This window comes from Sphingorhabdus sp., from assembly GCF_046154385.1.
Classification (GTDB): domain Bacteria; phylum Pseudomonadota; class Alphaproteobacteria; order Sphingomonadales; family Sphingomonadaceae; genus Sphingorhabdus_B.
This window is the reverse complement of the sequence record NZ_JBJXFW010000016.1, coordinates 1-24861: the sequence shown is the minus strand read 5'-3', so window position 1 is coordinate 24861 and position 24861 is coordinate 1. Positions and strand designations below refer to the sequence as shown.

26 protein-coding genes, 1 tRNA gene and 1 pseudogene are annotated in these 24861 nt (G+C 56.1%); 14 read left to right on the top strand and 14 right to left on the bottom strand.

Annotation, left to right across the window (positions count from 1 at the left end; translation table 11 throughout):
* Positions 1–401: pseudogene (locus ACKVOS_RS03545) on the bottom strand (hypothetical protein); the annotation flags it as partial.
* A gap of 110 nt (positions 402–511) precedes the next feature.
* Here ACKVOS_RS03545 and ACKVOS_RS03540 point away from each other — a divergent pair.
* Positions 512–664 (top strand): hypothetical protein, encoded by a 153-nt coding sequence (locus ACKVOS_RS03540; RefSeq protein ID WP_409210634.1) that lies wholly within the window; start codon positions 512–514, stop codon positions 662–664.
* 116 nt (positions 665–780) lie between these two features.
* Here ACKVOS_RS03540 and ychF read toward each other — a convergent pair whose 3' ends face one another.
* Positions 781–1881: a redox-regulated ATPase YchF gene (gene ychF, locus ACKVOS_RS03535; RefSeq protein ID WP_409210633.1), complete on the bottom strand. Its 1101-nt coding sequence runs from the start codon at positions 1879–1881 to the stop codon at positions 781–783.
* Between the two features lie 67 nt (positions 1882–1948).
* On the opposite strand from ychF, the gene ACKVOS_RS03530 reads away from it, so the two are divergent.
* Positions 1949–2218 (top strand): hypothetical protein, encoded by a 270-nt coding sequence (locus tag ACKVOS_RS03530; RefSeq protein WP_409210632.1) that lies wholly within the window; start codon positions 1949–1951, stop codon positions 2216–2218.
* 28 nt (positions 2219–2246) lie between these two features.
* On the opposite strand, the gene pth is transcribed toward ACKVOS_RS03530, so the two are convergent.
* From pth to ACKVOS_RS03510, 4 genes are all read right to left on the bottom strand, one after another.
* Positions 2247–2816, bottom strand: coding sequence for an aminoacyl-tRNA hydrolase (pth, locus tag ACKVOS_RS03525; RefSeq protein WP_409210631.1), 570 nt, complete (start codon positions 2814–2816; stop codon positions 2247–2249).
* 106 nt (positions 2817–2922) lie between these two features.
* Positions 2923–3537, bottom strand: coding sequence for a 50S ribosomal protein L25/general stress protein Ctc (locus tag ACKVOS_RS03520; RefSeq protein WP_409210630.1), 615 nt, complete (start codon positions 3535–3537; stop codon positions 2923–2925).
* Between the two features lie 111 nt (positions 3538–3648).
* Positions 3649–4425: a sulfite exporter TauE/SafE family protein gene (locus ACKVOS_RS03515; RefSeq protein WP_409210629.1), complete on the bottom strand. Its 777-nt coding sequence runs from the start codon at positions 4423–4425 to the stop codon at positions 3649–3651.
* A gap of 282 nt (positions 4426–4707) precedes the next feature.
* A complete protein-coding gene (locus ACKVOS_RS03510) occupies positions 4708–5145 on the bottom strand; it encodes an RrF2 family transcriptional regulator (RefSeq protein ID WP_409210628.1) in 438 nt (145 codons plus the stop codon).
* A 163-nt stretch (positions 5146–5308) separates the two neighbouring features.
* Here ACKVOS_RS03510 and ACKVOS_RS03505 point away from each other — a divergent pair, with 163 nt between their 5' ends.
* Positions 5309–6358, top strand: a complete 1050-nt coding sequence (locus ACKVOS_RS03505; protein ID WP_409210627.1) for an LD-carboxypeptidase — start codon at positions 5309–5311, stop codon at positions 6356–6358.
* On the opposite strand, the gene ACKVOS_RS03500 is transcribed toward ACKVOS_RS03505, so the two are convergent.
* The 4 genes from ACKVOS_RS03500 to ACKVOS_RS03485 are packed head-to-tail and all read right to left on the bottom strand — an operon-like array spanning position 6355 to position 9048.
* Positions 6355–7131, bottom strand: coding sequence for a lysostaphin resistance A-like protein (locus ACKVOS_RS03500; RefSeq protein WP_409210626.1), 777 nt, complete (start codon positions 7129–7131; stop codon positions 6355–6357). The two genes, ACKVOS_RS03505 and ACKVOS_RS03500, sit on opposite strands and share 4 nt — an antisense overlap.
* A 60-nt stretch (positions 7132–7191) precedes the next feature.
* On the bottom strand, positions 7192–8127 hold the full coding sequence (locus ACKVOS_RS03495; protein ID WP_409210625.1) for a TraB/GumN family protein: 936 nt from the start codon (positions 8125–8127) through the stop codon (positions 7192–7194).
* Between the two features lie 53 nt (positions 8128–8180).
* Positions 8181–8867, bottom strand: a complete 687-nt coding sequence (locus ACKVOS_RS03490; protein WP_409210624.1) for a hypothetical protein — start codon at positions 8865–8867, stop codon at positions 8181–8183.
* Positions 8830–9048 carry a helix-turn-helix transcriptional regulator gene (locus ACKVOS_RS03485; RefSeq protein WP_409210623.1) on the bottom strand — a complete coding sequence of 73 codons (219 nt, stop codon included), beginning with the start codon at positions 9046–9048 and terminating at the stop codon, positions 8830–8832. The genes ACKVOS_RS03490 and ACKVOS_RS03485 overlap by 38 nt, the downstream gene beginning before the upstream one ends.
* 156 nt (positions 9049–9204) lie before the next feature.
* Between ACKVOS_RS03485 and ACKVOS_RS03480 the strand changes: the two genes are divergently transcribed.
* The 9 genes from ACKVOS_RS03480 to ACKVOS_RS03440 all read left to right on the top strand — a co-directional run bounded on the left by ACKVOS_RS03480 (position 9205) and on the right by ACKVOS_RS03440 (position 19231).
* Positions 9205–10077 carry a glycine--tRNA ligase subunit alpha gene (locus tag ACKVOS_RS03480; protein ID WP_409210622.1) on the top strand — a complete coding sequence of 291 codons (873 nt, stop codon included), beginning with the start codon at positions 9205–9207 and terminating at the stop codon, positions 10075–10077.
* On the top strand, positions 10077–12326 hold the full coding sequence (gene glyS, locus ACKVOS_RS03475; protein WP_409210636.1) for a glycine--tRNA ligase subunit beta: 2250 nt from the start codon (positions 10077–10079) through the stop codon (positions 12324–12326). The genes ACKVOS_RS03480 and glyS overlap by 1 nt, the downstream gene beginning before the upstream one ends.
* 100 nt (positions 12327–12426) lie before the next feature.
* Positions 12427–15087 (top strand): pyruvate, phosphate dikinase, encoded by a 2661-nt coding sequence (gene ppdK / locus ACKVOS_RS03470; protein ID WP_409210621.1) that lies wholly within the window; start codon positions 12427–12429, stop codon positions 15085–15087.
* Between the two features lie 49 nt (positions 15088–15136).
* A tRNA-Arg gene (locus ACKVOS_RS03465) sits at positions 15137–15213 on the top strand.
* An 87-nt stretch (positions 15214–15300) separates the two neighbouring features.
* Entirely contained in the window at positions 15301–15984 is a 684-nt protein-coding gene (queC, locus tag ACKVOS_RS03460) for a 7-cyano-7-deazaguanine synthase QueC (RefSeq protein WP_409210620.1), read from the top strand.
* Positions 15981–16619 (top strand): 7-carboxy-7-deazaguanine synthase, encoded by a 639-nt coding sequence (queE, locus tag ACKVOS_RS03455; RefSeq protein ID WP_409210619.1) that lies wholly within the window; start codon positions 15981–15983, stop codon positions 16617–16619. The genes queC and queE overlap by 4 nt, the downstream gene beginning before the upstream one ends.
* Positions 16620–16696: 77 nt before the next feature.
* On the top strand, positions 16697–17056 hold the full coding sequence (locus ACKVOS_RS03450) for a hypothetical protein (RefSeq protein WP_409210618.1): 360 nt from the start codon (positions 16697–16699) through the stop codon (positions 17054–17056).
* Between the two features lie 35 nt (positions 17057–17091).
* Positions 17092–18438, top strand: a complete 1347-nt coding sequence (locus ACKVOS_RS03445; RefSeq protein ID WP_409210617.1) for a TldD/PmbA family protein — start codon at positions 17092–17094, stop codon at positions 18436–18438.
* On the top strand, positions 18431–19231 hold the full coding sequence (locus ACKVOS_RS03440; RefSeq protein ID WP_409210616.1) for a 3'(2'),5'-bisphosphate nucleotidase CysQ: 801 nt from the start codon (positions 18431–18433) through the stop codon (positions 19229–19231). The genes ACKVOS_RS03445 and ACKVOS_RS03440 overlap by 8 nt, the downstream gene beginning before the upstream one ends.
* On the opposite strand, the gene ACKVOS_RS03435 is transcribed toward ACKVOS_RS03440, so the two are convergent.
* The 4 genes from ACKVOS_RS03435 to crtY all read right to left on the bottom strand — a co-directional run bounded on the left by ACKVOS_RS03435 (position 19228) and on the right by crtY (position 23541).
* Positions 19228–20175 (bottom strand): phytoene/squalene synthase family protein, encoded by a 948-nt coding sequence (locus ACKVOS_RS03435; RefSeq protein ID WP_409210635.1) that lies wholly within the window; start codon positions 20173–20175, stop codon positions 19228–19230. The genes ACKVOS_RS03440 and ACKVOS_RS03435 overlap by 4 nt on opposite strands.
* Before the next feature lie 140 nt (positions 20176–20315).
* Positions 20316–20897, bottom strand: coding sequence for a TIGR00730 family Rossman fold protein (locus ACKVOS_RS03430; protein ID WP_409210615.1), 582 nt, complete (start codon positions 20895–20897; stop codon positions 20316–20318).
* On the bottom strand, positions 20894–22378 hold the full coding sequence (locus ACKVOS_RS03425; RefSeq protein WP_409210614.1) for a phytoene desaturase: 1485 nt from the start codon (positions 22376–22378) through the stop codon (positions 20894–20896). The genes ACKVOS_RS03430 and ACKVOS_RS03425 overlap by 4 nt, the downstream gene beginning before the upstream one ends.
* Positions 22375–23541, bottom strand: a complete 1167-nt coding sequence (gene crtY, locus ACKVOS_RS03420) for a lycopene beta-cyclase CrtY (RefSeq protein WP_409210613.1) — start codon at positions 23539–23541, stop codon at positions 22375–22377. Before crtY ends, ACKVOS_RS03425 begins: the two co-directional genes overlap by 4 nt.
* A 106-nt stretch (positions 23542–23647) precedes the next feature.
* Between crtY and ACKVOS_RS03415 the strand changes: the two genes are divergently transcribed.
* Together ACKVOS_RS03415 and ACKVOS_RS03410 are read left to right on the top strand one after the other, a co-directional pair.
* Entirely contained in the window at positions 23648–24409 is a 762-nt protein-coding gene (locus tag ACKVOS_RS03415; RefSeq protein ID WP_409210612.1) for a ParA family protein, read from the top strand.
* 23 nt (positions 24410–24432) lie between these two features.
* On the top strand, positions 24433–24861 hold a 429-nt coding region (locus ACKVOS_RS03410), incomplete at its 3' end, for an MBL fold metallo-hydrolase (RefSeq protein WP_409210611.1).

Below are 24861 nucleotides of genomic sequence, written 5' to 3'. Positions count from 1 at the left end.
AGCATGGCCATCGACTGGACATAAGTTTTGTCATCGCCGCGGGGTCCAGATTGATTGGTATATACGCCCCAGGCATAGCCATGCGCCATCACCATCCAGTCGTTGGCTACGGAGAGATGAAGGCCGCCTCCGTGACCTCCGCCGTAACGCCCATATTCCCATGCAGGCAAGCGCGATGTACCTGAGCCATCCGCTGGGACACATTGCCGTGGCACGATGTAATCCACCTGGTTCCCATCTTCTTCTGATGCGCCGATCATGTCGGACCCGCATGGACCGACATTTGATGAATATGCGGGGTTGCTTGTGCCGTGATCCATCCGGCTGTGGTCCTGCGCAAGGGCAGGCGCGGCGAATAGGACAAGCGTGCTCAAGCTCACCCGTAAAATAGACATTTTCATGAAATTATTCCTGTAGATTGAATGACGTTTTGGTCGTTCAAGTCTCAGCTTCGCGGAGGGGGTATCATTGGCGCCGCGGTAGAACCAGACAATTCGCGGTAAGGCGTGCTTTGCGTGATGAACGGCAAAGCCGCCGATGGGACGACATTGAAAACCGGCGAAACGGGAGCAATGCAACCGATACAGCCATGGAGCCGCAGGCTTTTGTCGTGCTCCCCGGCGTCGTTATCTTGATTCTTGATTGGCATAGCATGGCAATCTGATGCCACAGACTCCGACGCTAATGCTGGTGCAACCGGCACAGCAAGCGCGGGCAAAGCCAGTGCAAACAGGAAAGCGGCCAGAAACAGATTGCGGAGCATAGGGGGGCTATAGCACCTCAGACATTAAACCGGAACAGCATGATGTCGCCGTCCTTGACCAGATATTCCTTGCCTTCGGAACGCCACTTGCCGGCTTCCTTGGCTCCGGCCTCGCCCTTAAACTGGACGAAATCGTCGTAAGCCGTGGTTTCGGCGCGGATGAATCCCTTTTCGAAGTCGCTGTGGATTGCGCCTGCCGCGTTGGGGGCTGTGGCACCCTTGGTCACGGTCCATGCGCGCGCTTCTTTCGGGCCGACGGTGAAAAAAGTGATCAGGTGAAGCAGTTCGTAGCCCGAGCGGATGACCCGGGCGAGGCCGGTTTCGGTCAGTCCCAGATCTTCAAGGAACACTTCGCGGTCTTCGGCGGGCATGGTCGAAATTTCGGCCTCGATGGCAGCGGAGACTACGACGGCTTCGGCGCCTTCGGCCTTGGCCTTTTCAAAGACCTTCGCCGACAGGGCATTGCCGTTCGCCGCGCTCGCCTCTTCGACATTACAGACATAGAGCACTGGTTTTGCGGTCAGCAACTGCGCCAACTGGAAATGCCGCTCTTCTTCGACATCATCGCGTTTGGTCAACCTCGCAGGTTTGCCTTCGCGGAGCAGATCAAGCGCACGACCCAGAACGAGCGCACTGATTTTGGCTTCCTTGTCGCCCTGCGTCCCCTTTTTAATCAGGTTCGGCACGCGCTTTTCAAGCGACTCGAGGTCAGAAAGCATCAGTTCCGTTTCGACGGTTTCAGCATCTGAAATCGGATCAATCTTGTTGTCGACATGCTGAATGTCATCATCTTCGAAACAGCGCAGCACATGGACAATAGCGTCCACCTCCCGGATATTTCCGAGGAACTGGTTCCCCAGACCTTCCCCTTTCGACGCGCCACGCACCAGCCCGGCGATATCGACAAAGCCCAATTGCGTTTCGATAATCTTCTGACTGCCACCAATTTGGGCGATGGTCTGCAATCGGGAGTCCGGCACGGCAACGTTGCCAATGTTAGGTTCAATCGTGCAAAATGGATAATTGGCCGCCTGCGCCGCCGCCGTCTGCGTCAGTGCGTTAAACAGGGTGGACTTGCCCACATTGGGAAGCCCGACAATACCACATTTGAAACCCATGATGACCTACTCTTGACTTGAACTGGAGGAGCGCCTTTAGCGCCAGAATTCCGAAAAGGGGAGCAAAATGGAACAGCTTTGGTCAGGCCTTGGTATCTTTCTCGATTTTGCGACGATAATCGCATCGGCTTTGGCTGCGTGGTTCTGGTATTTGGCCAGTATTCAGACGATCCACCGAGTGCATGCAACAGAGACATTCGATTATCATGATTTGAACCGGATTATTGTTGCCATCAATCGCAATTCCATACGAAACCGCAGGGGCGCTTTGGCAAGTGCGGTTGCGGCGGCGCTTTTGGCAATTGATCTAGGGTTTGATAACCTGATCGCGTTTTGATGACCCAACGAGCACGCATTGCACGAGCTTATTCCTGCAACCGAAGCGCCACATCATTCATAAATCGCACATCGTCGCCCTTTGCCAGCCAGTCGGCCTCAGCAGCGACCGCACCCAGCAAATCGGCCAGATCCTCGATCTCGCTTTTGTGAAAATTGCCCAGAACATATCCTGTGACCCGGTCTTTGTTGCCCGGATGGCCGATACCCAATCGCACGCGGCGAAAATCTGCACCAATATGGTCAGTGATAGAGCGGATGCCATTATGACCCGCAGCGCCTCCGCCCGTTTTTACTTTCACTTTGAAAGGCGCAAGGTCGAGTTCGTCGTAGAAGACGGTTACATCCTGCGGTTCCAGCTTGTAGAAATCCATCGCCGCGCGAACACTGCGGCCACTTTCGTTCATGAAAGTCGCTGGCTTTAACAGGATGATCTTGTCGGAACCCAACCGAAGTTCCTGAACCCAACCTTGAAACTTTTTTGCAGGAACGGGGAGGTCGTGAATTTCGGCCAAGGCGTCAATCGCCATGAAGCCGATATTGTGCCTGTGCATTGCATAGGTGGCTCCAGGGTTACCAAGGCCGACCCAAAGTTGCATGCGCACTCAACTCCCTTTGGGCAAGATGGATAGGGAGCAGGTCACGTTCAAACGTGCCTGCTCCCCCTCTCCCTATCCCTCTCCGCTATCGCTGAGAGGGTAAAATTTATGCAGCTCCGCCGTCCACTGTCGTGTCGCCATCGCTCGATTTTAGAGCCGAAGGCGCAACGATAGTTGCGATGGTGAAGTCGCGATCGGTAATCTTGCTTTCCGAACCAGCGGGAAGCTTGACGTGGCTGATGTGAATCGAATCGCCGACATCAAATCCTGTGACATCAATCTGGATATCGTCAGGGATCTTGTCGTTTTCGCACACCAGTTCCAATTCGTGACGAACAATGTTCAAAACGCCGCCACGCTTAAGGCCGGGCGAAGCGTCTTCGTTGATAAAGATCACGGGAACCTCGACATCAACTTTGGCACCTTTGACGATACGCAAAAAGTCGACATGGGTCGGGCGATCGGTAACCGGATGGAACGCAACGTCTTTGGGCAAAGTCGTTTGCTTTGTTCCGCCAAGGTCGATTTCAACAACACTGTTCAGAAAATGGCCCGTCATCAATAATTTGATGAGTGCTTTTTCTTCCAAATGGATGAGTTCGGGTTCTTGTTTGTTGCCGTAAATAACAGCGGGTATCCGGTTTTGACGACGCAAATCGCGGGAGGCTCCCTTGCCAGCCCGATCGCGCGTCTCGGCCGACAATGTCAGCTGATCGCTCATGATAATTCTCCAATAAAGTTACGCATGCCGTCACGCCTCCAGGGATGACCACGAACGGCAAGCGCGCGCCTATATGCGTGGACGACCCGAATTGCAAGCATTGTCCCGCTTTTACGAAAGCGCCTTATACAGGCTGAACATGCTGGTTGCGATTAAAACAAGGCTCACCGCGAAAAGAAGGCGACGAGGCTGGATCCTTTTGGCAACCAGCGCACCCAAGGGCGCAGCCAGCAAACCGCCGATCAGCAATCCACCTGTGACAACCGTGAAAGCCTGCAACCCTATGGTCATGATAAATGTCATCGAGATCGACAATGTAAGGCAAAATTCAGCGGTATTTACGGTGCCAATTGTTTTGCGGGGGTCGCTGCCTTGAATAAGCAGGTTGGACGTCACGACGGGCCCCCAACCGCCACCACCCGATGCGTCCAAAAAGCCTCCGACCAGACCTAAAGGGATCGTTACCTTGGGGTCGCGGGTTTTGTGGTCGTGCGAAAATGTGATGGCCTTGTATAGCAAGTAAAAGCCGATCAACGTGAGGTATAGCATCACAAGAGGTCGCGCCGCTTCGGTGTGTACGCTGGCAAGAAGATATGCGCCTGCACAGCCGCCGATAATGCCCGGAATGGCAATGCGGCTGAAAAGCCGCCAATCCACATTTTTATGAAGAATATGGCTGATACCGGATGCGCCGGTGGTAAACATTTCCACAAAATGCACACCTGCCGATGCCCGCGAAGGGGGCACGCCCATGACGCTGACTAATAATGTGCTGCAAATTACGCCAAATGCCATGCCCAGCGCGCCGTCGACGAGCTGGGCCAGAAAACCAACTGCTATATAGGGTGCAATGGACCCCCAATCCAAATTTACTATGAAATCGAGCATTTAGTTATCCCTTGCCTTGCGGGTGTGTTGGCGGGTTATCATTCAGGCCGCATAATCATTGCCAAATCGATTTGCTACCGCATTAACCCTATTAGTCTCGCTTTCACCATAATTGCCAACCGCGCCAAACCCGGTAGGTTTAACGTCTTTCAATAATATTGCAGTCGGCCCTTCTAATAGGCCGCTCTTAATCTCAACTAATTTAATAGACAATAAGATTCGGAGATTTTCCTCCGGCAGAACGCCGAAAGGTTCTGTCTGTGCGTTATTGGGACGTTTGGTTTATTCCGCCGCCTGCAAATAGGCATCCGCCTCGACATTATCCGACAGGTTGATCGAATCGAGCAAATTGGCGGTCTTGTCACGCACTTGCAGCATCAGGGCCCGGGTGCGGCAGTTATCTTCTTCGACACAATTTTGGCAGCGTTCATGTGCGTACCGGCTGGCACAAGGGACCAAAGCGAGCGAACCGCGCATGATGCGGATGAGGTCGCCATAACTAATGTCGATGGGGGGAACGCCGAGCCAATAGCCGCCGTCTTTCCCCCGTTGCGAGGCGACTAACCCCGAACGGGTCAATTCGGATAAAATCACGGTCAGGAATTTGGGCGGAATTTTCTGAGCTTCGGCAATGTCGGCCAATTGCACAGGCCCCTTCCCGCAGAAATCAGCCAGATGCTGCATTGCGCGGATAGCGTAACGGGTTTTTTGCGACAGCATGACCCACTAGTGCGCCTTATCCAGCGGATTTTCAACCCCGTTAGTAGACAAACAGAATCGCATTTGGCACGAATCGCCTGATTGGTGCAACGCTCTTGCTTTGCAGGGCGCTCCTGCATAGCCTCTTTAACGCGCTAAGTCCGAATAGAGGCCGGAGATTATAATGAAACTTAATAGGCGACATATTCTGGCAGGGGTGGCGGCGGCGTTGTCGGCTTCCCCGGTCTTTGCGACGCAAACAGCGCCTCGTGCAGCGCAAGGGCATCGAAAGCCCGCGCGTTTGCGCAAGGGCGATACGGTCGGGCTGATCGAACCTGCATCGGCCAGTGATGAACCGTTCCAGCTTCAACTGGTTGAGGAAGCAATAGTTGCGATGGGCCTTAAACCCAAACGTGCTCCGCATATTCTTGACCGGTACGGTTATCTGGCCGGAAGGGACAAGGACCGGGCTGCGGACGTCAATGCGATGTTCGCCGATAAGGATGTAAAGGCTATTTTTGCCGTGCGCGGCGGATGGGGCAGTGCGCGATTGTTGCCCTATCTGGATTGGGACGTCATTCGTGCCAATCCGAAACTGCTCACCGGATTCAGCGATATAACCGCGTTGCATATGGCGATTGCGGCCAAGGCAGGCTTTACAACCTTACATGGTCCCAACGCCGGAAGCGCATGGGGCAAGGCGTCGTGGGACGCATTTTATCCTATCGCTTTTGATGCTGCCACCTCTGTCTTGGTCAATCCTGAAGGCGGTGAGGACCGCATGGTGCAACGCCGTTGGCGGACGCAGACCATAACCCCTGGAAAGGCAACAGGCCGATTGTTGGGCGGCAATCTAACGGTGTTGGCGGCTCTTGTTGGCAGCGCTTATCTTCCGGATTTCACAGGGGCGATCTTGTTCCTCGAAGATGTTGAGGAGGCCGAATATCGCATTGACCGGATGCTCACGCAGCTTGGACTTGCGGGCGTGCTAAAAAATCTGGCGGGTGTGGTGTTTGGACAGTGCACCAGTTGCACCGGCAGCAGCAGCGGGGTCTATGGCGGGTTTACCCTGAATGATGTGCTGCGCCAGCATTTGGGCGCGCTGGGCGTGCCTGTCTATTCAGGTGCGTGGTTCGGCCATATTGCGGACCAGTTTACGCTGGCGCAGGGCGTGATGACCGAAATCGATGCCGATGCCGGGACTTTACGGATGCTGGAACCTGCGGTTACCTAAACAACGGCCTGCGTCAGCAAAAGCGCGGCTGCGTTATTGAGAATGTGTAACAGAATATTGGTCCGCAATGACCCTGTGCGGTGATAGAGATATCCGAAGGCGATGCTAAGCGACATCAAACCCGGGATGGCATAGAATTGAAAATGAACCAGCGCGAACGCGAAGGAAGAGAGCAAGATAGCCGCCCAAATCGGCACAAAACGGGTGAGCGCATTTTGCAAAAACCCCCGAAACAGCAATTCTTCAACCAATGGCGCTGCTATCGCAAAAGCGAAAAAACCAGCGATGATGTTGACCGGTGTGCGGGGAATACTGGCCAACATCTCGGCCACTTCTTTCTGCATGCCGATGCCGGGAATGACATAATGGGCGTATAGAAAGTTGAACAGCATCGCACCGACAACCAGTATGAACGCGAGGCCACAAGTGTTTAGCAGGGGCATATGACCAAAATTGTCGAGACCGATCTGTGCGAAGCGATTGTCTTTGCGAAGGTAGAGAAACATCAGCGACAGTTGAATAATGGCCGACGAAACTATACTCCAAAGCACCGCTACCCCTTTGTTGGTTCCGGCGTCGGTAACTTCGGTGCCGCCATTGACTGCGAATGCGGCAATAAAAACGGCGGTGCATATCAGTTGCAAAACGAAATATAGGAAAATCCAACCTAGCGTTGGCAATATACCCGGAAATAGGTTGAGCTTTTCAACAAAAGAGGGTGCCGAACTGTCTTGCAGTTGGTCCGGCGCTCGATTTTCGGAAACTTCCATCATTCCCCCAAAACAGATAAAGGCCCGCATCATGCGAGCCTTTATCCCGTGGCAGATCAAAGGTTAATATGCCACTCTTTCCGCGTTCAGACCATAAGCGGGGAGCAGGGATTGAACGCTGGTGGGGCCGGCCAAATGTCCGGTTCCGACCGCCATGAATGTCACGCCCGGCTTGTCCATCTCGGCCTTGATCCATTTGGCCCAATTGGCATTTCTTCGGGTCAGCAATGCATCATATATGACGCGGCTGGTAAGGCCTTCATTCATCAGGGCGGCCAACCCATCGGGGTCGGGTGCACCCCATAATTCGATCATGCGGTCCATCATTTGTCCCGAATTGTCGATGGCTTTTGCCGATGCAATCAGAAAACGGATCTGCTCGTCTTCGGGCATGGTGTCGAATACGCCCAACTGGAACTCCATTGTCTCCACGCCGCCCACGGGTTTTTGGGCGATTTTGGCTGCGGCGGAGAGTTGCTTTTCAACGCCGCTATTCACATCATAACCCAGTTTCTGGATCGCCAAGACCGACATGGTCACGGCTGCGGCCCAAGGATCAAGCGGGTCGAGCGCTTGGGCCGGCAAACCGACTTTTGTGATCGCCGCTTCATAAATCGCGCGGTCGGCCTCGTTCATTTTGGACCGCAGCGTTTTTCCGCTCGGGTCGATGGCCAGCTTGCCGAAAAGCGCCTGTGTTTCGGCTGCTGGCGGCTCCACCATTTCAAGCACCAGCCTGTCCGATTTGTCAAAGGCGGCTTTGACTCCTTCGTCAAACCAGTTGAGGCCGGGCTTCAAAATGTGAACGGTGCCAAATAGATAGATTGTCGTGTCTTCGTCTTTCACAACCCAAAGCGCCGGATCGACGTCCTTTGGCGCCGGTGGAGCGGCTTTGACGGGGTCCAGTGCTTCGACGGCCGCGGGCGCTTCGGTTTGCGCCATGGCTGCTGGTGCAAACAAGATCGCGGTGGAAATTAAAAGGGTCTTCATAATTGATGACATGACTTTCTCCTGTGAAACGCACTTTGTGGAAATGAACGATAAATTTCGGAATGTCAGTGGTATTTCTTCCAATACCAAACAGCGGACCATAAAAGGGCAAATATCATGAAAATAGCTGGTCCATTGGGTTCCGGCGCGATTCCGCCGCGCCACAACATCCACCATGTCGGTGCCCCGATAAGATAGGTGTACGCCGCATAATAGCCGCCGTCACGATAGGCGCTGGCTTCCTGCTCATCTATGGCGCGCTTATGCCAAAACCATGCCACGACAGGCATGATGACCGCCCAGAAAAACGCCAGCAGAATGGCGATTGCAGGCGCAACCGGACTATCGGACAACACCGCAATCGCGGATGGTTCAGAGCCGACAATGGTAATATCGTAAAGCGCCAAAAACAGGCCGATGACGCCACCGCTTAAGCCGCATCCCAAAATGATGTTTCGATTGAGCTTTTCCCGTTTGGTCAGCATGCTACCGCTTGTCCTGAACTTTTTGCCACTGATCCAAGCCAGATAGATAAGGCCGGCGATTATCACGCAGAACACCGTCAGCACGACTATTGCAGGCACACCCAAAGGTCCGCCGCCTTGGGCGTGATGTTGCGTGAGAAATCCGGCGATTGCGCCGCCGGTCATGGCGATGCCTAATATGGAGAGCACTATCCACAGAATGAGCCGAGCATTGGAGTTCGGGGCTTCTTCACTGTCCGTCATCTTTGCCTCCGCTAAATCCATCATCGAAAATCTCCTCAATGGGTTGCCCGAACAGACGCGCTATTTTGAACGCGAGCGGCAAGGACGGGTCATATTTGCCCGTTTCAATCGCGTTCACAGCCTGCCGCGATACGTCCAGTCGCTTACCCAATTCCGCCTGACTCCAGTCGCGCATCGCCCGCAAGACTTTCAGCTGATTCTTCATGTCAGGTTTTGCTGTCGTTCTGTCATGTTTACCTTACTATAGCGATTCGCAATCAATGTCAATAAGACCTTACATAATGCCATGGGAGGCTGACAAAATCGCGTCGCACTGTCCAGAACCTTGATTTCACGCGTTATCTCGGCCAAGGGGCTGGCCATGTCTGAGGTGGCAATATTAAGTTTTCAGGACCTGATCCTGACTCTCCATGATTATTGGGGTAAGCAGGGCTGCATCATTTTGCAGCCTTACGACATGCGCGTCGGGGCAGGGACTTTCCATCCCGCCACCACGTTAAGAGCGCTGGGTCCGGATAGCTGGAACGCCGCCTATGTGCAGCCCAGCCGTCGCCCCACCGACGGGCGTTACGGCGAAAACCCCAACCGGTTGCAGCATTATTACCAATATCAGGTCATCATGAAGCCGAGCCCCGCCAATCTGCAGGAGCTGTATCTGGGCTCGCTCGACGCCATCGGCATTGACCCGCTCAAGCATGATATCCGCTTTGTCGAAGATGACTGGGAAAGCCCGACTTTGGGTGCCTGGGGTCTTGGCTGGGAAGTGTGGTGCGACGGCATGGAAGTCACGCAGTTCACTTATTTCCAGCAAATGGGCGGCTTTGATTGCAAGCCTGTTGCAGGCGAGCTCACCTACGGCCTTGAGCGTCTCGCCATGTATATCCAGGGCGTCGACAGCGTGTATGACCTGAAATTCAACAATCATGGCGTCACCTACGGCGATGTCTTCCACAAGAATGAAGTTGAATTCTCGACCTATAATTTCGAGGTCGCCGACACCGCCGCCCTGTTCGACGGTTTCGCCAAGGCCGAGGCGGAATGCCAGCGGTGCATCGCGGCGAACATCCCGCTCGCGGCCTATGACCAGGCGATCGAGGCCAGCCATCTGTTCAACCTGCTGCAGGCACGTGGCGTTATTTCCGTGCAGGAACGCGCATCCTATATGGGCCGTGTCCGCGATCTCGCCAAAGGCAGTTGTCAGGCGTGGATGGAAAAGAATGGATGGGCGGAATGATGGCCGACTTCCTTCTCGAACTTCTCAGCGAAGAAATCCCCGCGCGGATGCAGGCCAAGGCCAAGGAAGATCTTGCGCGCCTGTTTAATGATGCGCTTTCCAAGGCAGGCCTTGCCGCGCAATCGGTCGAAACCTTCGCCACGCCCCGCCGTCTGGCGCTGATTGCCAAAGGTCTGCCGCTTGCAACCGAGGCGGTTTCCGAAGAAACCAAGGGGCCAAAGGTCGGCGCGCCGCCACAGGCGATGGAAGGGTTCTTGCGCAAAACCGGGTTGACACAGGACCAGTTGGTGGAGCGCGACGGCATCTATTTCGCCATCGTTGAAAAGCCCGGCCGCAACACGGCCGATGTGCTGGGCGAAGCCATACCCGCAATCATCCGCGCATTCCCATGGCCCAAGTCGCAACGCTGGGGTGCGGCGTCGAGTTCGACCGAGAGTCTGCGCTGGGTTCGCCCGTTGCAGGGCATTATCGCTCTGCTCGGCAATGATATCGTGCCCTGCGCCATTGATGGCATCGAAAGCGGCCGCCACAGCATGGGCCACCGGTTCCATTCGCGCGGCCCGATCGAAATCGCCAATGCCGACGCCTATGTCGAGGCCGTGCGCGCGGCGCATGTGATCGTCCACTTCTCCGAACGCTGCACGCTGATCCGCGATGGGGCAAAGGCCGCGGCCGAGGCCGCCGGTCTTGTGCTGGTGGATGATGAAGGGCTGGTTGCTGAAAATGCCGGACTGACCGAATGGCCGGTACCGATGCTCGGCCGGTTCGATCCCGCCTTTCTGGAGGTTCCGCAAGAGGTCATCCAGCTCACCGCACGGGTGAACCAGAAATATTTTGTCTGCCATGACCGCGACGGCAAACTTGCCAACGCGTTTGTCTGCACCGCGAACATCGTCGCGAACGATGGCGGCGCGGCGATTGTTGCGGGTAATGAAAAAGTATTGGCCGCACGGTTGAGCGATGCGAAGTTCTTCTGGGAACAGGACCTGAAGGTCCCGCTCGATGAGCAAGCCAAGAAACTGGCGCAGATTACCTTCCATGAAAAGTTGGGCACGGTTGCCGACAAGGTCGAGCGCGTCGCCAAGCTGGCGCGCTGGTTGGCCGAAGAGGGCATTGTCAAATCCTCCCCGGAACGGGGAAGTGGCGGCGCAGCCGACGGAGGGGGGGCTCAGCCTTCGACGTCGCTTGAGGCCGACAGCCCCCTCCACCGTGCAAGCACGGTCCCCCTCCCCGCAAGCGGGGAGGATTTAGCGGCCCACGCCGAACGCTCAGCGCGTTTGTGCAAGGCAGACCTTGTGACCGGCATGGTCGGCGAATTTCCGGAACTGCAGGGTCTGATGGGCGGCTATTATGCCCGAGCCCAAGGTGAGAGCGATGCCGTCGCCGATGCGGTGCGCGACCATTACAAGCCAGTCGGGCAGGGCGACGATGTGCCGACAGCGCCGGTGACGGTGGCGGTGAGTTTGGCGGATAAGCTGGATACTTTGACCCAATTCTTCTTGATTGACGAGGCTCCTACCGGTTCTAAAGATCCGTTCGCGCTGCGTCGCGCGGCATTGAGCATTATTTCGCTGATTTTAAATAACAACTTACGTTTCCATATGGACTCTGTGCTGCTTAAAGCTGTTGAGGACGATCTTGAGAAATTCGAAGTTGTTTGGAATGGCCATCTTGAAAAGAGACTTGCAGATTTCTTCGCTGACCGCCTCAAAGTCCAGCAACGCGAAGCAGGCGTTCGCCATGACCTGATTGACGCGGTGTTTGCGCTGGGCGGGGAAGATGATCTTGTCCGCCTGCTCGCGCGCGTGAAAGCGTTGCAAGGCTTCGTAACAACGGACGAAGGCGCAAATCTTCTGGCCGGGTACAAACGTGCGGCCAATATCTTGAAGCAATCGGGTGATGACAAAAACAGCCGTCACCCTGAACTTGTTTCAGGGTCTTATTCTGCAGACGTTGAAGACACTAAGATGCTGAAACAAGTTCAGCATGACGGTTTGGGAGAGGCAGAGGCGTTGTTGCTCACCGCCCTCGACGCTGCCGAGCCAAAAGCCGCCGCTGCGATCGAGGCCGAAGATTTCGAAGGCGCCATGACGGCTTTGGCCAGCCTGCGTGCGCCGATCGACGCCTTTTTTGAAGGCGTGATGGTCAATGATCCCGATCCGGCGGTGCGCGCCTTCCGTATGGGGTTGCTCGCGCGTTTCCGCGATGCTGTTCACCATGTGGCCGATTTCACAAAAATAGAAGGATAGACGTCAACTATCCTTTTGAAACGATGTTCCCCCTTTATTGCCTTTGCCAAGTGCGGGGCGTTTTGGCACGGACGGCACGGACAATGATTTTGGAGGCGATATGACCCAATATGTGTTTCGGTTCGGCGGAGGCGTTTCGGACGGTGACGAGACGGTTCGCGGCAACAAGAATCTGTTGGGTGGCAAAGGCGCGAATCTCGACGGCATGGCATCAATCGGCCTGCCGGTCCCTCCCGGTTTTACGATCACGACCGAAATGTGCACGGCCTATTATGCCAATGGCCAGACCTTTCCGGAAAGCGTCCGCGCTGAAGTCGCCAACGGTCTCGCGCATATCGAGAACGTAACCAGCAAGAGCTTTGGTGATCCGGCCAACCCGTTGCTGGTTTCGGTCCGCTCCGGTGCGCGCGTGTCGATGCCGGGGATGATGGACACCGTCCTCAACCTTGGCCTGAACGATGCCACGGTCGAAGGTCTCGCCAAATCGTCGGGCGATGCGCGCTTTGCATGGGACAGCTATCGCCGCTTCATCCAAATGTATGCCGATGTCGTTCTCGAACTCGACCATGGTGCCTTTGAAGAGGCTCTGGAAGTCGCGAAGGAAGATCAGGGCTATTATCTCGATACCGAATTATCCGCCGATGATCTGAAGGCATTGGTTGCCGCTTATAAGAAACTGGTCGAGGCCGAATGGGGCAAGCCCTTTCCGCAAGATGTGCATGACCAGCTTTGGGGTGCCGTCGGCGCGGTGTTCGGTTCATGGGAATCGGACCGGGCGAAGGTCTATCGCCGCCTCAATAATATCCCCGGTGACTGGGGCACTGCGGTCAATGTGCAGGCCATGGTCTTCGGCAATATGGGTGAAACATCCGCCACAGGTGTTGCCTTCACCCGCGATCCCGCCACCGGCGAGAATGCCTATTATGGCGAATATCTGATCAATGCGCAGGGTGAGGATGTCGTTGCCGGCATCCGCACGCCGCAATATCTGACCAAGGCCGCACGCGAACGTGCCGGGGCCAAGCCGCTATCCATGGAAGAGGCGATGCCGTCGGTCTATGCCGAACTGGCGCAGGTCTTTGAAATCCTCGAAACCCATTATCGCGATATGCAGGATATCGAGTTCACTGTTGAGCGCGAGAAATTGTGGATGCTGCAAACCCGGTCGGGCAAGCGCACCGCAAAGGCCGCGCTCAAAATCGCGGTGGATATGGCGGAAGCCGGTTTGATTAGCACGGACGAGGCGGTGTTGCGGGTCGATCCGATGGCGCTCGACCAGTTGCTGCACCCCACTCTTGACCCCGATGCACCGCGCGATGTGCTGACGTCGGGCCTGCCCGCGTCGCCTGGTGCGGCATCGGGCAAGATCGTGTTCGACGCCGACACGGCGGAACGCTTCAACGATATGGGCGAGGCGGTCATTCTGGTCCGCATCGAAACCAGCCCCGAAGATATTCACGGCATGCATGCCGCCAAGGGCATACTTACCGCACGCGGCGGGATGACCAGCCATGCTGCGGTTGTTGCGCGCGGCATGGGGCGTCCCTGCGTTTCCGGCGCGGGCAGCTTGCAAATTGATGCCGCAGCACGCGTCCTGCGCATCGCTGGCCGCACCTTGACCGAAGGCGACATATTGACGCTCGACGGATCAACCGGCGAAGTGATGGCGGGCGAGGTTCCGACCCTGCAGCCGGAACTGGTCGGCGATTTCGGCACGTTGATGGTGTGGGCCGATGCCGGCCGCCGCATGAAAGTGCGCGCAAATGCCGAAACGCCGTTGGACGCGCAGACAGCGCGGGACTTCGGCGCGGAGGGCATTGGCCTGTGCCGTACCGAGCATATGTTCTTCGATGCCAGCCGCATCACCGCCGTGCGCCAGATGATATTGGCGGAAGATGAAAAGGGCCGCCGTGCGGCGCTCGACAAATTGCTGCCCGAGCAGCGCAACGACTTTACCGCGATTTTCGAAGTGATGGCCGGGCTTCCCGTCACCATTCGCTTGCTCGATCCCCCCTTGCACGAATTCCTGCCGCATCAGGAAAGCGAATTTGCCGAAGTCGCCGAGGCCGCAGGTGTAGGCATTGAAGTGCTCAAACAGCGCGCCGCCGAACTGCACGAATTCAACCCCATGCTGGGTCATCGCGGTTGCCGTCTTGGCGTCACTTATCCGGAAATCTACGAAATGCAGGCGCGTGCGATTTTTGAAGCAGCATGCAGCCTCGCTATCGCCCCTGTGCCTGAAATCATGATCCCGCTTGTGGGTACCAAGCGCGAACTGGAATTGATGAAGGACGTCGTGGACAAGGCAGCTGAAGAGGTTTTTGCCGAGCAAGGCAAACGCATCGACTATATGGTAGGTACGATGATCGAACTGCCGCGCGCCGCACTCATGGCCGATGAAATAGCCGAAGTCGGCAGCTTCTTCAGCTTCGGCACCAATGATCTTACCCAGACAACTTTGGGCGTCAGCCGCGACGACGCCGCCCGCTTCCTGACGCATTATGTGGACAAGGGCATCTATGCCCGCGATCCTTTCGTCAGCCTCGATGTCGAAGGCGTCGGGCAATTGATCGAAATTGCCGCCACCAAGGGCAAGGCCACACGTCCCGACATCAAACTCGGTATCTGCGGCGAACATGGCGGCGATCCCGCATCCATTGCCTTCTGCGAAAAGATCGGCCTCGATTATGTCAGCGCCTCGCCCTATCGCGTGCCCATCGCGCGGCTGGCGGCGGCGCAGGCGGCACTTGCAAAAGGTTAGAAAAGGGGTTGCGCCCGCTGTAATCCCCTTCTAATAGCGGCGCTCCAGTGCACCCGTAGCTCAGCTGGATAGAGCATCAGACTACGAATCTGAGGGCCGGGCGTTCGAATCGCTCCGGGTGCACCACTTTCCCTCTCACTGCTAAAAACGTTCGTCTCGATTGCAGTCTAGGGGCCTCTCGACTTCGATTGAGACGAACGGCTATGGGAAACTATGAACTCCAATCGCAAATCCGCTATCGTCCTTTTGTCCGGTGGTCTCGACTCGATGGTTGTCGCAGGTATGGCGAAAGAGGCGGGCTATGCGCTCGTTGCCCTGACAATCGATTATAACCAGCGTCACCGTATCGAGCTGGAATCGGCCGCGAAAATTGCAGGATATCTGAACGCGATTGAACATATTGTCCTGCCGCTCGATCTCACACGCTTTGGTGGTTCTGCGTTGACTGCGGATATTGACGTGCCCAAGGACGGTGTCGAAGAAAATGCGATTCCGGTCACTTATGTCCCTGCGCGCAACACTATTTTCCTCTCGCTTTGTCTTGGCCTCGCCGAAGCGCGCGGTGCCCGGGATTTGTGGATTGGCGTGAATGCGCTGGATTATTCGGGCTATCCGGACTGCCGACCCGAATTTATCCGTTCGTTCGAAGCCATGGCCAATCTTGCCACCAAGGCAGGGGTGGAGGGCGATGCGTTCACCGTGCACACGCCTTTGTTACATATGAGCAAGGCCGACATCGCCACCCAAGCGGCTCGGCTGGGGCTGGACGCGGGAATGAGCTGGTCCTGCTATGACCCGACACCCGATAACAAGGCGTGTGGAAAGTGCGACAGTTGCCGCCTGCGCGCAAAGGGTTTTGCCGATGCAGGGCTGGTCGACCCGACCGTTTACGCATGAGCTATGCGGTCAAAGAGATTTTCCTGACCTTGCAGGGCGAGGGCGTCCATGCAGGGCGCCGCGCCGTTTTCCTGCGTTTTGCCGGATGCAATTTGTGGACCGGGCGCGAAGAAGATCGGGCGACCGCCATTTGCCAATTTTGTGATACCGATTTTGTTGGAATGAACGGCGAAAATGGCGGGCGCTATTCCGCGGCTGATTTGGCGGCGAAGGTAGATTCGCTATGGGGTGAACGGCAATCAGACCGCTATGTCGTGATGACGGGCGGTGAACCGATGTTGCAAGTCGACGATGCGATTTTGGACGCGCTTCACAATCACGGATTTACGGTCGCTATTGAAAGCAATGGGACGATGGCCGTGCACCCAAAGGTTGATTGGGTCTGTATCAGCCCAAAGGCCGGATCGGATATTGTGCACAAACATGGTGATGAACTGAAGCTTGTCTGGCCCCAAAATGCGAGTGACATAAACGAGATTGAAGGTTGGGATTTTGCCAATTTCCTGATTCAACCGATGGATAGCGGCTCGCATATAGAGAATCAGGCCAATGTTATCGCGGCGACAGAATTTGTTATGGCCCGCCCAAAATGGCGTTTGTCACTGCAAAACCACAAGATTTTGGGCCTGCCATGAATGTTGGTAAATAAGCTTGAAAATATGTCAGCAAGGTGACAGTCTCCACCCCGGAGAGTAAAAAGGGGAGAGCGGTTATGGCAAAAGCCGAGCACGCAAAGATGGTTTTGAATAAAAGCTATTCCAAACGCATGTCAGACAATGTGGCATTCGCATTGGTGGTTTATACGCTGATGTTGATATTTATCGTAACGCCTTCGATGGAATCGAACGGCACTTCGATTTTTCCTTATTTCATGTTGGTTGTTTTTGTCGGTCTGGTGATTTCGCCATGCCACAATCTGGAACGCCGATGGCAGGCTTTACAGGCCCGCGACACAGGCGACGGGATGCTCAATTCCCGATTTAACCTGGATCGGGCGATATTGTGGATCGCAACAATCGGCGTGCCGGTGATAATCGCTGCAATTTGTCACATGATTAAGTCGGTCGCCTGATTGACGCTTTTCACCCCCGCGCCTAAGCGGAGTTCATGTTAAAGCCTAATGAGGCGCTCGACCGGGCGCAGAATCTTGTTTCCCAAGCTATCAAGGCCGGAGCCGATTGTGCGGATGCAGTCTATGTGTGCGATTCGTCGACAGAAGTGCAAGTGCGGCTTGGCGCGTTGGAAGATGTGGCGCGATCCGAGGGCGAAGATATCGGGCTTCGCGTTTTTGTAGGGCAACGCTCTGCGACAATTTCTTCGTCCAACATGAACCCGGACATATTGGCAAATTTGGTCACCCGCGCCATCGACATGGCGAAAGAAGCGCCCGAAGACCAATATGCAGGCCTGGCCCCGCAAGACCGTTTGATGAAGGGTGATATGCCCGATCTTGATGTGGATGACGGACAAGATCCCGATCCCGCATTTTTGCGTGCGGCGGCATTGGAATGCGAAGATGCCGCGCGCGCCGTTGCGGGCGTTACCAACAGCGAAGGCGCAGGGGCGAGTGCAGCGCGATCGATTTTTGCGCTTGCGACCAGCCACGGTTTTGCAGGAGTCAAATCTTCAACGGGTTATGGCTTGTCCGCAAGCGTTTTGGCAGGCGAAGGTGATGCCAAAGAAAGGGATTATGACTGGCGCTCGGCCCGTCATCTGGCCGATCTCGACAGCGCTGTTGCCATCGGCACACGGGCCGGTGAACGGACGGTCCGTCGCGTCAATCCCGGTGCGATCAAAAGCGGGGCCATGCCCGTCATTTTTGACCCGAGGGTGGGAAGTTCACTCGTGGGTCATTTGCTCGGTGCAATTTCGGGATCGTCTATTGCCCGAAAAACCAGTTTTTTGCTGGAGGCCAATGGCACGCAATTATTCGACAGCAATATATCGATCATTGATGATCCCTTGCGTCATCGGGGCCTGTCCAGCCGTGCTTTTGATGGTGAAGGGCTGCCCACAGCACAACGGGCGATCATCGAAAACGGTGTGTTGACAGGCTGGCTGATGGAAAGCGCATCAGCGCGTCAGCTTGGTTTGCAACCTACCGGTCATGCGAGCCGCGGGGTAAGCGGCGCGCCGGGGGTCAGCACGTCCAACCTGCATCTGGATGGAGGCACAGTTCCGGTTGCCAAGCTTATCTCGGACATAAAATATGGCGTTTATGTGCATGAGCTGGTGGGACAAGGCGTCAATCTGGTCACGGGCGATTACAGCCGCGGCGCCGCTGGCTTCCTGATCCTTGATGGCGAGATCGCGGGGCCTGTGAGCGAATTTACCATCGCGGGTAACCTGAAAGATATGTTCGCCGCCATGGTTGCCGCCGACGATCTGGAATTTATCCGCAGCAGCAACGTTCCGACCTTGCGTATTGACGGGATGATGATCGCGAGTGCCTGAGCAGCGGTTAGATCGCGCAGCGGTGGTCGCCGCCGTGGAAGAAGCGGGCGTTTTGGCGATGACAAGTTGGCGAAAGGGCGCGACGCCTGACACCCGCGTTTGGGCAAAGAGCAACGATACACCGGTCAGCGAAATCGATATGGAGGTTGATGCGCTTTTGAAAAAGCGGCTGACCATGATTTTGCCTGACGCGGCGTGGCTTTCGGAAGAAACAGTGGACAATGCCGCGCGGCTGGATGCGCGTTTGTTGTGGCTGGTGGACCCCATAGACGGAACGCGGGATTATGTTCGCGGGCGTGACGGCTGGTGCGTGTCGGTCGCGCTGGTGGCAGATGGCCAGCCGATTTTTGCGATAATGGCAGCGCCCGCACAACATAAATTATGGGTTGCAGCACGGGGTGAAGGTGTGACCTGCAATGGTGACCGGTTGATCGCAAGCGCGCGGCAGCTATTTGCAGGCGCGCGTGTCCCCGCCGATGAGCTGCCGAAGAACGACTATGACCTGGTGACGGTGACCAAACCCAACAGCATCGCGATGCGCATGACCATGGTCGCGTGCGACCGCGCCGATTTAGTGGCGACATTGCGCTGGGGCCATGAATGGGACGTTGCCGCGGCGCATCTTGTCGCGCAAGAGGCTGGCGCGGTGGTGACCGATGCGCTGGGCCTGCCGCTGTCCTATAACAAGCGTGATCCGCGGGATTTCGGTCTGATTTGCTGTGCGCCGGGGATTCATACGGCGGCCGTCCAGAGGCTTGAGGACAGGGCACGCAAATTCAGGGCCGAAGGCTAGGTTTTTGCCCGAGTCCACAAGCCCCGCCGATCCATAGGGCGCGGATTATTGGCCACGGCATCGGCAAAGGCCGTTTTCACCCAGCGAAACTTCTCCGGTTTGCTGGTATATATCCGGTGGTCCCACGCCTTGGGCCCCGCGCGGCGCACCTGCCTTGCGATATCTCCATATATTCCTGCGGCCGACAATACGGCCCAACGTGCACGAAAGGGAAGGGCAACCGCCCCGATACGCGCCGACGCCTCATATTGCTCCGCCTCGTCGGCAAGCCAGCGTCCGATCAGAGCAAGTTTTTTGCGGTTATGCGGGCGCATATGTTCGCCCGGGCTGATGTCGAGGGTTGCCAGCCAGTCATCGGGCAAATAACATCGCCCCGCGGCATCATCTTCGGCAATGTCGCGGGCAATATTGGCGAGTTGAAACGCGAGGCCAAGGTCACAGGCCCGGTCCAGCGTTGCTTCTTCTTCGGGAGAAACACCCATGACCACGGCCATCATGACGCCCACGGCCCCTGCAACATGGTAACAGTAGCGATATAAATCGGTCTCCCGACGCGGATGCCAGTCGGCGGCGTCGAGCGCAAAGCCTTCAATGACATCATCGGCCATTTTGTGCGTCAGCCCACACTCACGTGCAACGACGCCAAGGCAATCGAAAGCAGGTTCGCCCGTTGGTTCCCCTGCCATTGCCTTGGCGGTCAAATCGCGGATAACCGCGAGCCGTTCGAGCGGATCATCGACGACAGCCATCGCGCCGCCATGGTCCTGTCCATCGGCCATATCATCACATTTGCGGCACCACGCATAAAGCAGCCAAACCCGTTCCCGCGTCGTCCGGTCAAACAGGCGGCTGGCAAAACGAAATGATTTGGAACCGCGCGATATGGAATCGCGGGCGAATTCGACAAGGGCGGGGCGGTCTAACTTCGAAGCCTCCACTTCCACCACCCTTTGTCATTCCCGCGAACGCGGGAATCCATGGTCCACCATCGCAAATCCACACAACGGTGCGTTGGGCGGAAAGTTCAGACCATGGATTCCCGCGTTCGCGGGAATGACAACGTAAGTGGAAACAAGGGTGGCCTTCACAAATCGTCCGCCTTCATCTGGAAAATCGTCTTGTGCGGGACATAGGCCGCCATTTTGGCAAGCAGTCCGTCCAACATATCATCGACAAGCATAATTCCCGCATGTTGCGGACGAATGAAACCCACGTCGATCATATTCTGGTTAAAGGCAATAAGCTGGTCATAAAAACCAGCGACATTCAATACGCCCACTGGCTTTTGATGATAGCCAAGTTGCGACCAGCTGATCGCCTCCCACAATTCATCCATCGTGCCTACACCGCCGGGGATGGTGATGAATCCATCGGACAGGTCGGTAAAACGAGCCTTGCGTTCATGCATGCCGGACACGACGTGCAATTCCGTGCAGCCCTTATGCGCGACTTCAGCGCCGACCAAAGCTTCGGGTATGATGCCAATGACTTCACCGCCGGCTTCCAAAGCAGCATCGGCAACCGCGCCCATTAACCCCAGCCGGCCACCGCCATAAACAACGCCAATTCCGCGTTCGGCGAGTGCTTTGCCGACAGCCGCGGCTGCCATGATGTAGATCGGGTTTTCAGGCGTTGCTGAACCGCAATAGACGGCGATACGTTTCACTTATGGATATCCTCCAATATCAGCGCAGCGGTCGCCTTTGCGCTTCCAACAACACCGGGAATACCTGCACCGGGATGTGTCCCGGCGCCAACAAAATACAGGTTGGGTATCGCATCGTCACGGTTATGCGCGCGCATATAGGCCGATTGCCACAGGACAGGTTCAAGGCTGAACGCGCTGCCAAGATGCGCCGACAGGTCGCGGCCAAAATCGGCAGGTGTGTAATGGAACTGGGTCATGATCCGCGACCGGATGTCGGGGATAAGCCGCCGCTCCAGCTCGTCCAAAATCCGCTCCGTCATGGCTTCTCCCACATCGCCGTCCCAATCGAGCGGTGCCTTGCCCATGTGCGCGACCGGCGCGAGCACGTAAAAGGTCGAGCAACCTTCGGGTGCGAGACTTGGGTCGGTGACCGTTGGGTGATGGAGATAAAGCGAGAAATCCTTGGGCAGCACGCCATTTTTGTAAATGTCGTCGAGCAAACCCTTATAACGCGGGCCGAACAGGATCATATGGTGCGGAATACCGGGCCATGTGCCCTTGATGCCAAGATGGAGCACGAACAGCGAAGGCGACCAGCTTTTGCGGTTCAGCGATTTTGCGGCGCGCTCACCGCGTTTGTTGCTGGTCAAAAGGTCTTTATAGGTGTGCATCAAATCGCCGTTGGATGCGGCCACATCGCAATCCATTCGCCAGCCGGACTTGGTCCGCACGCCAATGACCTTGTCACCGCGCGTTTCGATTTCTTCGACCGGATCACCCAGACGCAATGTACCACCCAGCCGTTCAAAATGTGTGACCATCGCGGCAACTAGGCGGTTGGTGCCGCCTTTCGCAAACCAGACGCCACCCTCTTTTTCGATGGTGTGGATCAATGCATAGATCGCGCTGGTCGACATCGGGTTTCCGCCGACCAACAGGGTGTGAAAGGACAGGGCCTCCCGCAGTTTTTCGTCTTTGACGTAGGAGGATACGATTGAATAGACCGACCGCCACGCCTGATATTTCATCAGCGCAGGCGCTGCCTTGATCATCGATGCGAAGTCCAGAAACGCGACAGAGCCGAGCTTTTGATAACCTTCCTTGAACACGCCCTTTGAATATTCAAGGAACTTGCGATATCCTTCGACATCGTCGGGGTTCAGCTTTTCGATTTCCGCTTTCAATCCCGGCGCGTCATTGGAATAATCGAAATTGGTGCCATCCGCCCAGTTCAGCCGGTAGAAGGGGAAAACAGGCATCAATTCGATGTCGTCGGCCATTTTGTGACCCGATACGCTCCATAATTCTTCGAGGCAGGGCGGGTCGGTGATGACTGTCGGCCCGCCGTCAAAGGTAAAGCCGTCTTTCTCCCAATAATAGCCGCGCCCGCCGGGTTTGTCCCGCGCTTCGATTATGGTCGTGGCGACGCCTGCGGATTGCAGGCGCATGGCAAGTGCCAGTCCGCCAAATCCGGCGCCGATAATTGCTGCGGTTTTCATTTCTTTTTGCTCCGGATCGCGGTGATGGCTTTTCCGATTGGAATGGGCGGCTTGCCAGACAGTATGCGCGCCTTGTCACTAACCGTCGTCTCTCCCGCATAGAAGCGTTCGATCAATCCGGGCTTTAACCTGTAGAAGCGTTCAAGGATTTTGTAGCGATCCGTAACATCCGCGCCGCGGAACAGCATCCGGTTGAGCATGCGGTAGAATTTACCGCTCTGCCAATGTTCCTGTGCGCGTTGCCGCATGACCATGTTCAGCTTGTCGCCATCGAGATCGGGCTGTTCGGCAATGAAAATCGCATTGCGGACCGCATCGGGCAGGGAGTAACTGGTCACAGCCTGGAAAAAGGCGCCGCGCGCGCCCGCTTTTGCTGTCCGTCCGCTGCCGCTTGCCCAGTAACTTTCCAGATCGCCGCCCATGACGACGGGCAACACTCCATTTTCTTCGCGCAGGACGCGCTCGACCTTCCAGCCTTTGCCATCGGCATATTCGGCAAGGCGTTGACGCAAACGGCGCGGGTCGTGATTTGGTGTGTCGCTATAATATGTGTCTTCGACAAATATCTTGTCCATGCCAAAGGGCAGGACATAGACAAAGCGATAGCCGTCATGCTGGTCGACCGTAGCGTCCATGACGATGGGCTTCGTCAGATTATGGGGTTCGGACAATTGCATCAGCTGGCCGGTGAATTTTTGCCAACCGCAATCAAGGTGGTGCAAGTCCCCTGCGCCGCGCACATCGATAACACCGCCTGCGTTAATTCGCTGCGCCCCGTCAAGTACGACGAGCCGGGGGGATACAGCCTTCACCTCGCGGCCCAACATCATCGCCGAAGCAGGCAGATTGTTTCGCAAAACCCAATCCAGCCGTTCGGATTCAATGGTGTAATAGATATTTTCGAGCGACCGGCTATGTGCAGGAAAGCGCACTTCATATCCGGACCAGCCATAGGTAACCAGCGGCGCGGTGAGCCAGCGATGCTCGGGCAATATGTCGCTCGCAAAATAGCTCCATATATGGTTGCCGCCAAAGCTGTCGCCCTGTTCAATCAGGACTATTTTAAGTTCCGGCCGCATTTTGGCGAGCGCCAGCGCTATCAGCCCACCGGCAAGCCCGCCGCCGACGATCGCAAAATCAACTTTTATATTCTCACGGTTCACCCCCCGGCTCTAGCGCAGGCATTTTACAAGGGAAAGCCTTGTGCCAACGAAATACACAGCTTTCTGGGTGGTTGACATTTGGGGAAGGATTGGGGACCACGGCAAAATGGAAAACAACGCAAAAGTCATTGCTGTTTACAGCCTGAAAGGCGGAGTTGGCAAAACTACGCTGACAGTTAATTTGGCGGCGGAGGCGGCGTTGCGACGGGGCAAGAAGGCCTTGCTTTGGGATCTTGATCCGCAATCGGCCGCCAGTTTCATTCTTGGCTGTAACCCTGAAAAAAAATCGAAAGCGCGGTCGGTATTCGAACGGGATATTGAACCTGGAAAACTGATTGTGCCAACCACCGTCGCCGGGCTCGACTTGCTTCCAGCGGATATTTCACTGCGCGGACTGGATGGATTTTTCAATTCGCTGGGCAAGAAAAAGCGGCTGGCGAAGCTGGTTGAGGCGATCAGCGGAAAATATGACCGGATTTTTCTGGATTGTCCGCCGGGCCTGACCGAAACCAGCGAACAAATGATGCGCGCCGCCGATATCATCATTGTGCCGGTTATACCGTCGCCTCTGTCCCAGCGTGCGCTGGAGGATGTCGTGTCGCATCTTAAAGAACATCACAAGGGACACGCCCCCTTGCTGCCGGTTTTCTCGATGGTTGATCGCAGACGCAATCTGCACGTTGCCGCGCTGTCGGCCAATCCGGATTGGCCCCGAATTCCGATGGCGAGCGCGGTAGAAATGATGGCTGTGCATCGTTCTCCGGTGGGCGTTTTGCCCATCGGTCCCCGGCGGGTGAAGCTTTCCATATGCTTTCGGGGGCCATCGAGCGTAAGCTTGCCAAGTCGAAGGAATGAATTGGTCGTTTAGGTCTTGACCCTAAGGAACGGGATATGCGGAAAAAATGGCTTTGGGCGCTGCTCGGTGGCGTAGCGTTGGCAGGTACGGTCGGCTATGTGAAGCGCGACGCCATTGCCATCAATCTGCTCCATCGCGGCGCTGAGGCCGCTATGAACCGCAATGCGCTTGCCGGTTTGCCGAAGGATCAACTGCATGTCGCCTTTTGCGGGACAGGCTCTCCGCTTCCCAGCCGCGACCGCGCGGCGGCGTGCACGGCGGTTATTGCGAACGGACGGATTTTCGTGTTCGATATGGGCGAAGGGTCAGGCGAGACCTTGTCGTTGATGGGCTTCCCGCTCGATAAGATCCAGGGCGTTTGGCTGACCCATTTGCACAGCGATCATTTTGAAGGGCTTGGCCCCTTCACCCTGCAACGCTGGGCGGGAAGCAGTGCCGCTATTCCGCTCGCCGTGTACGGGCCG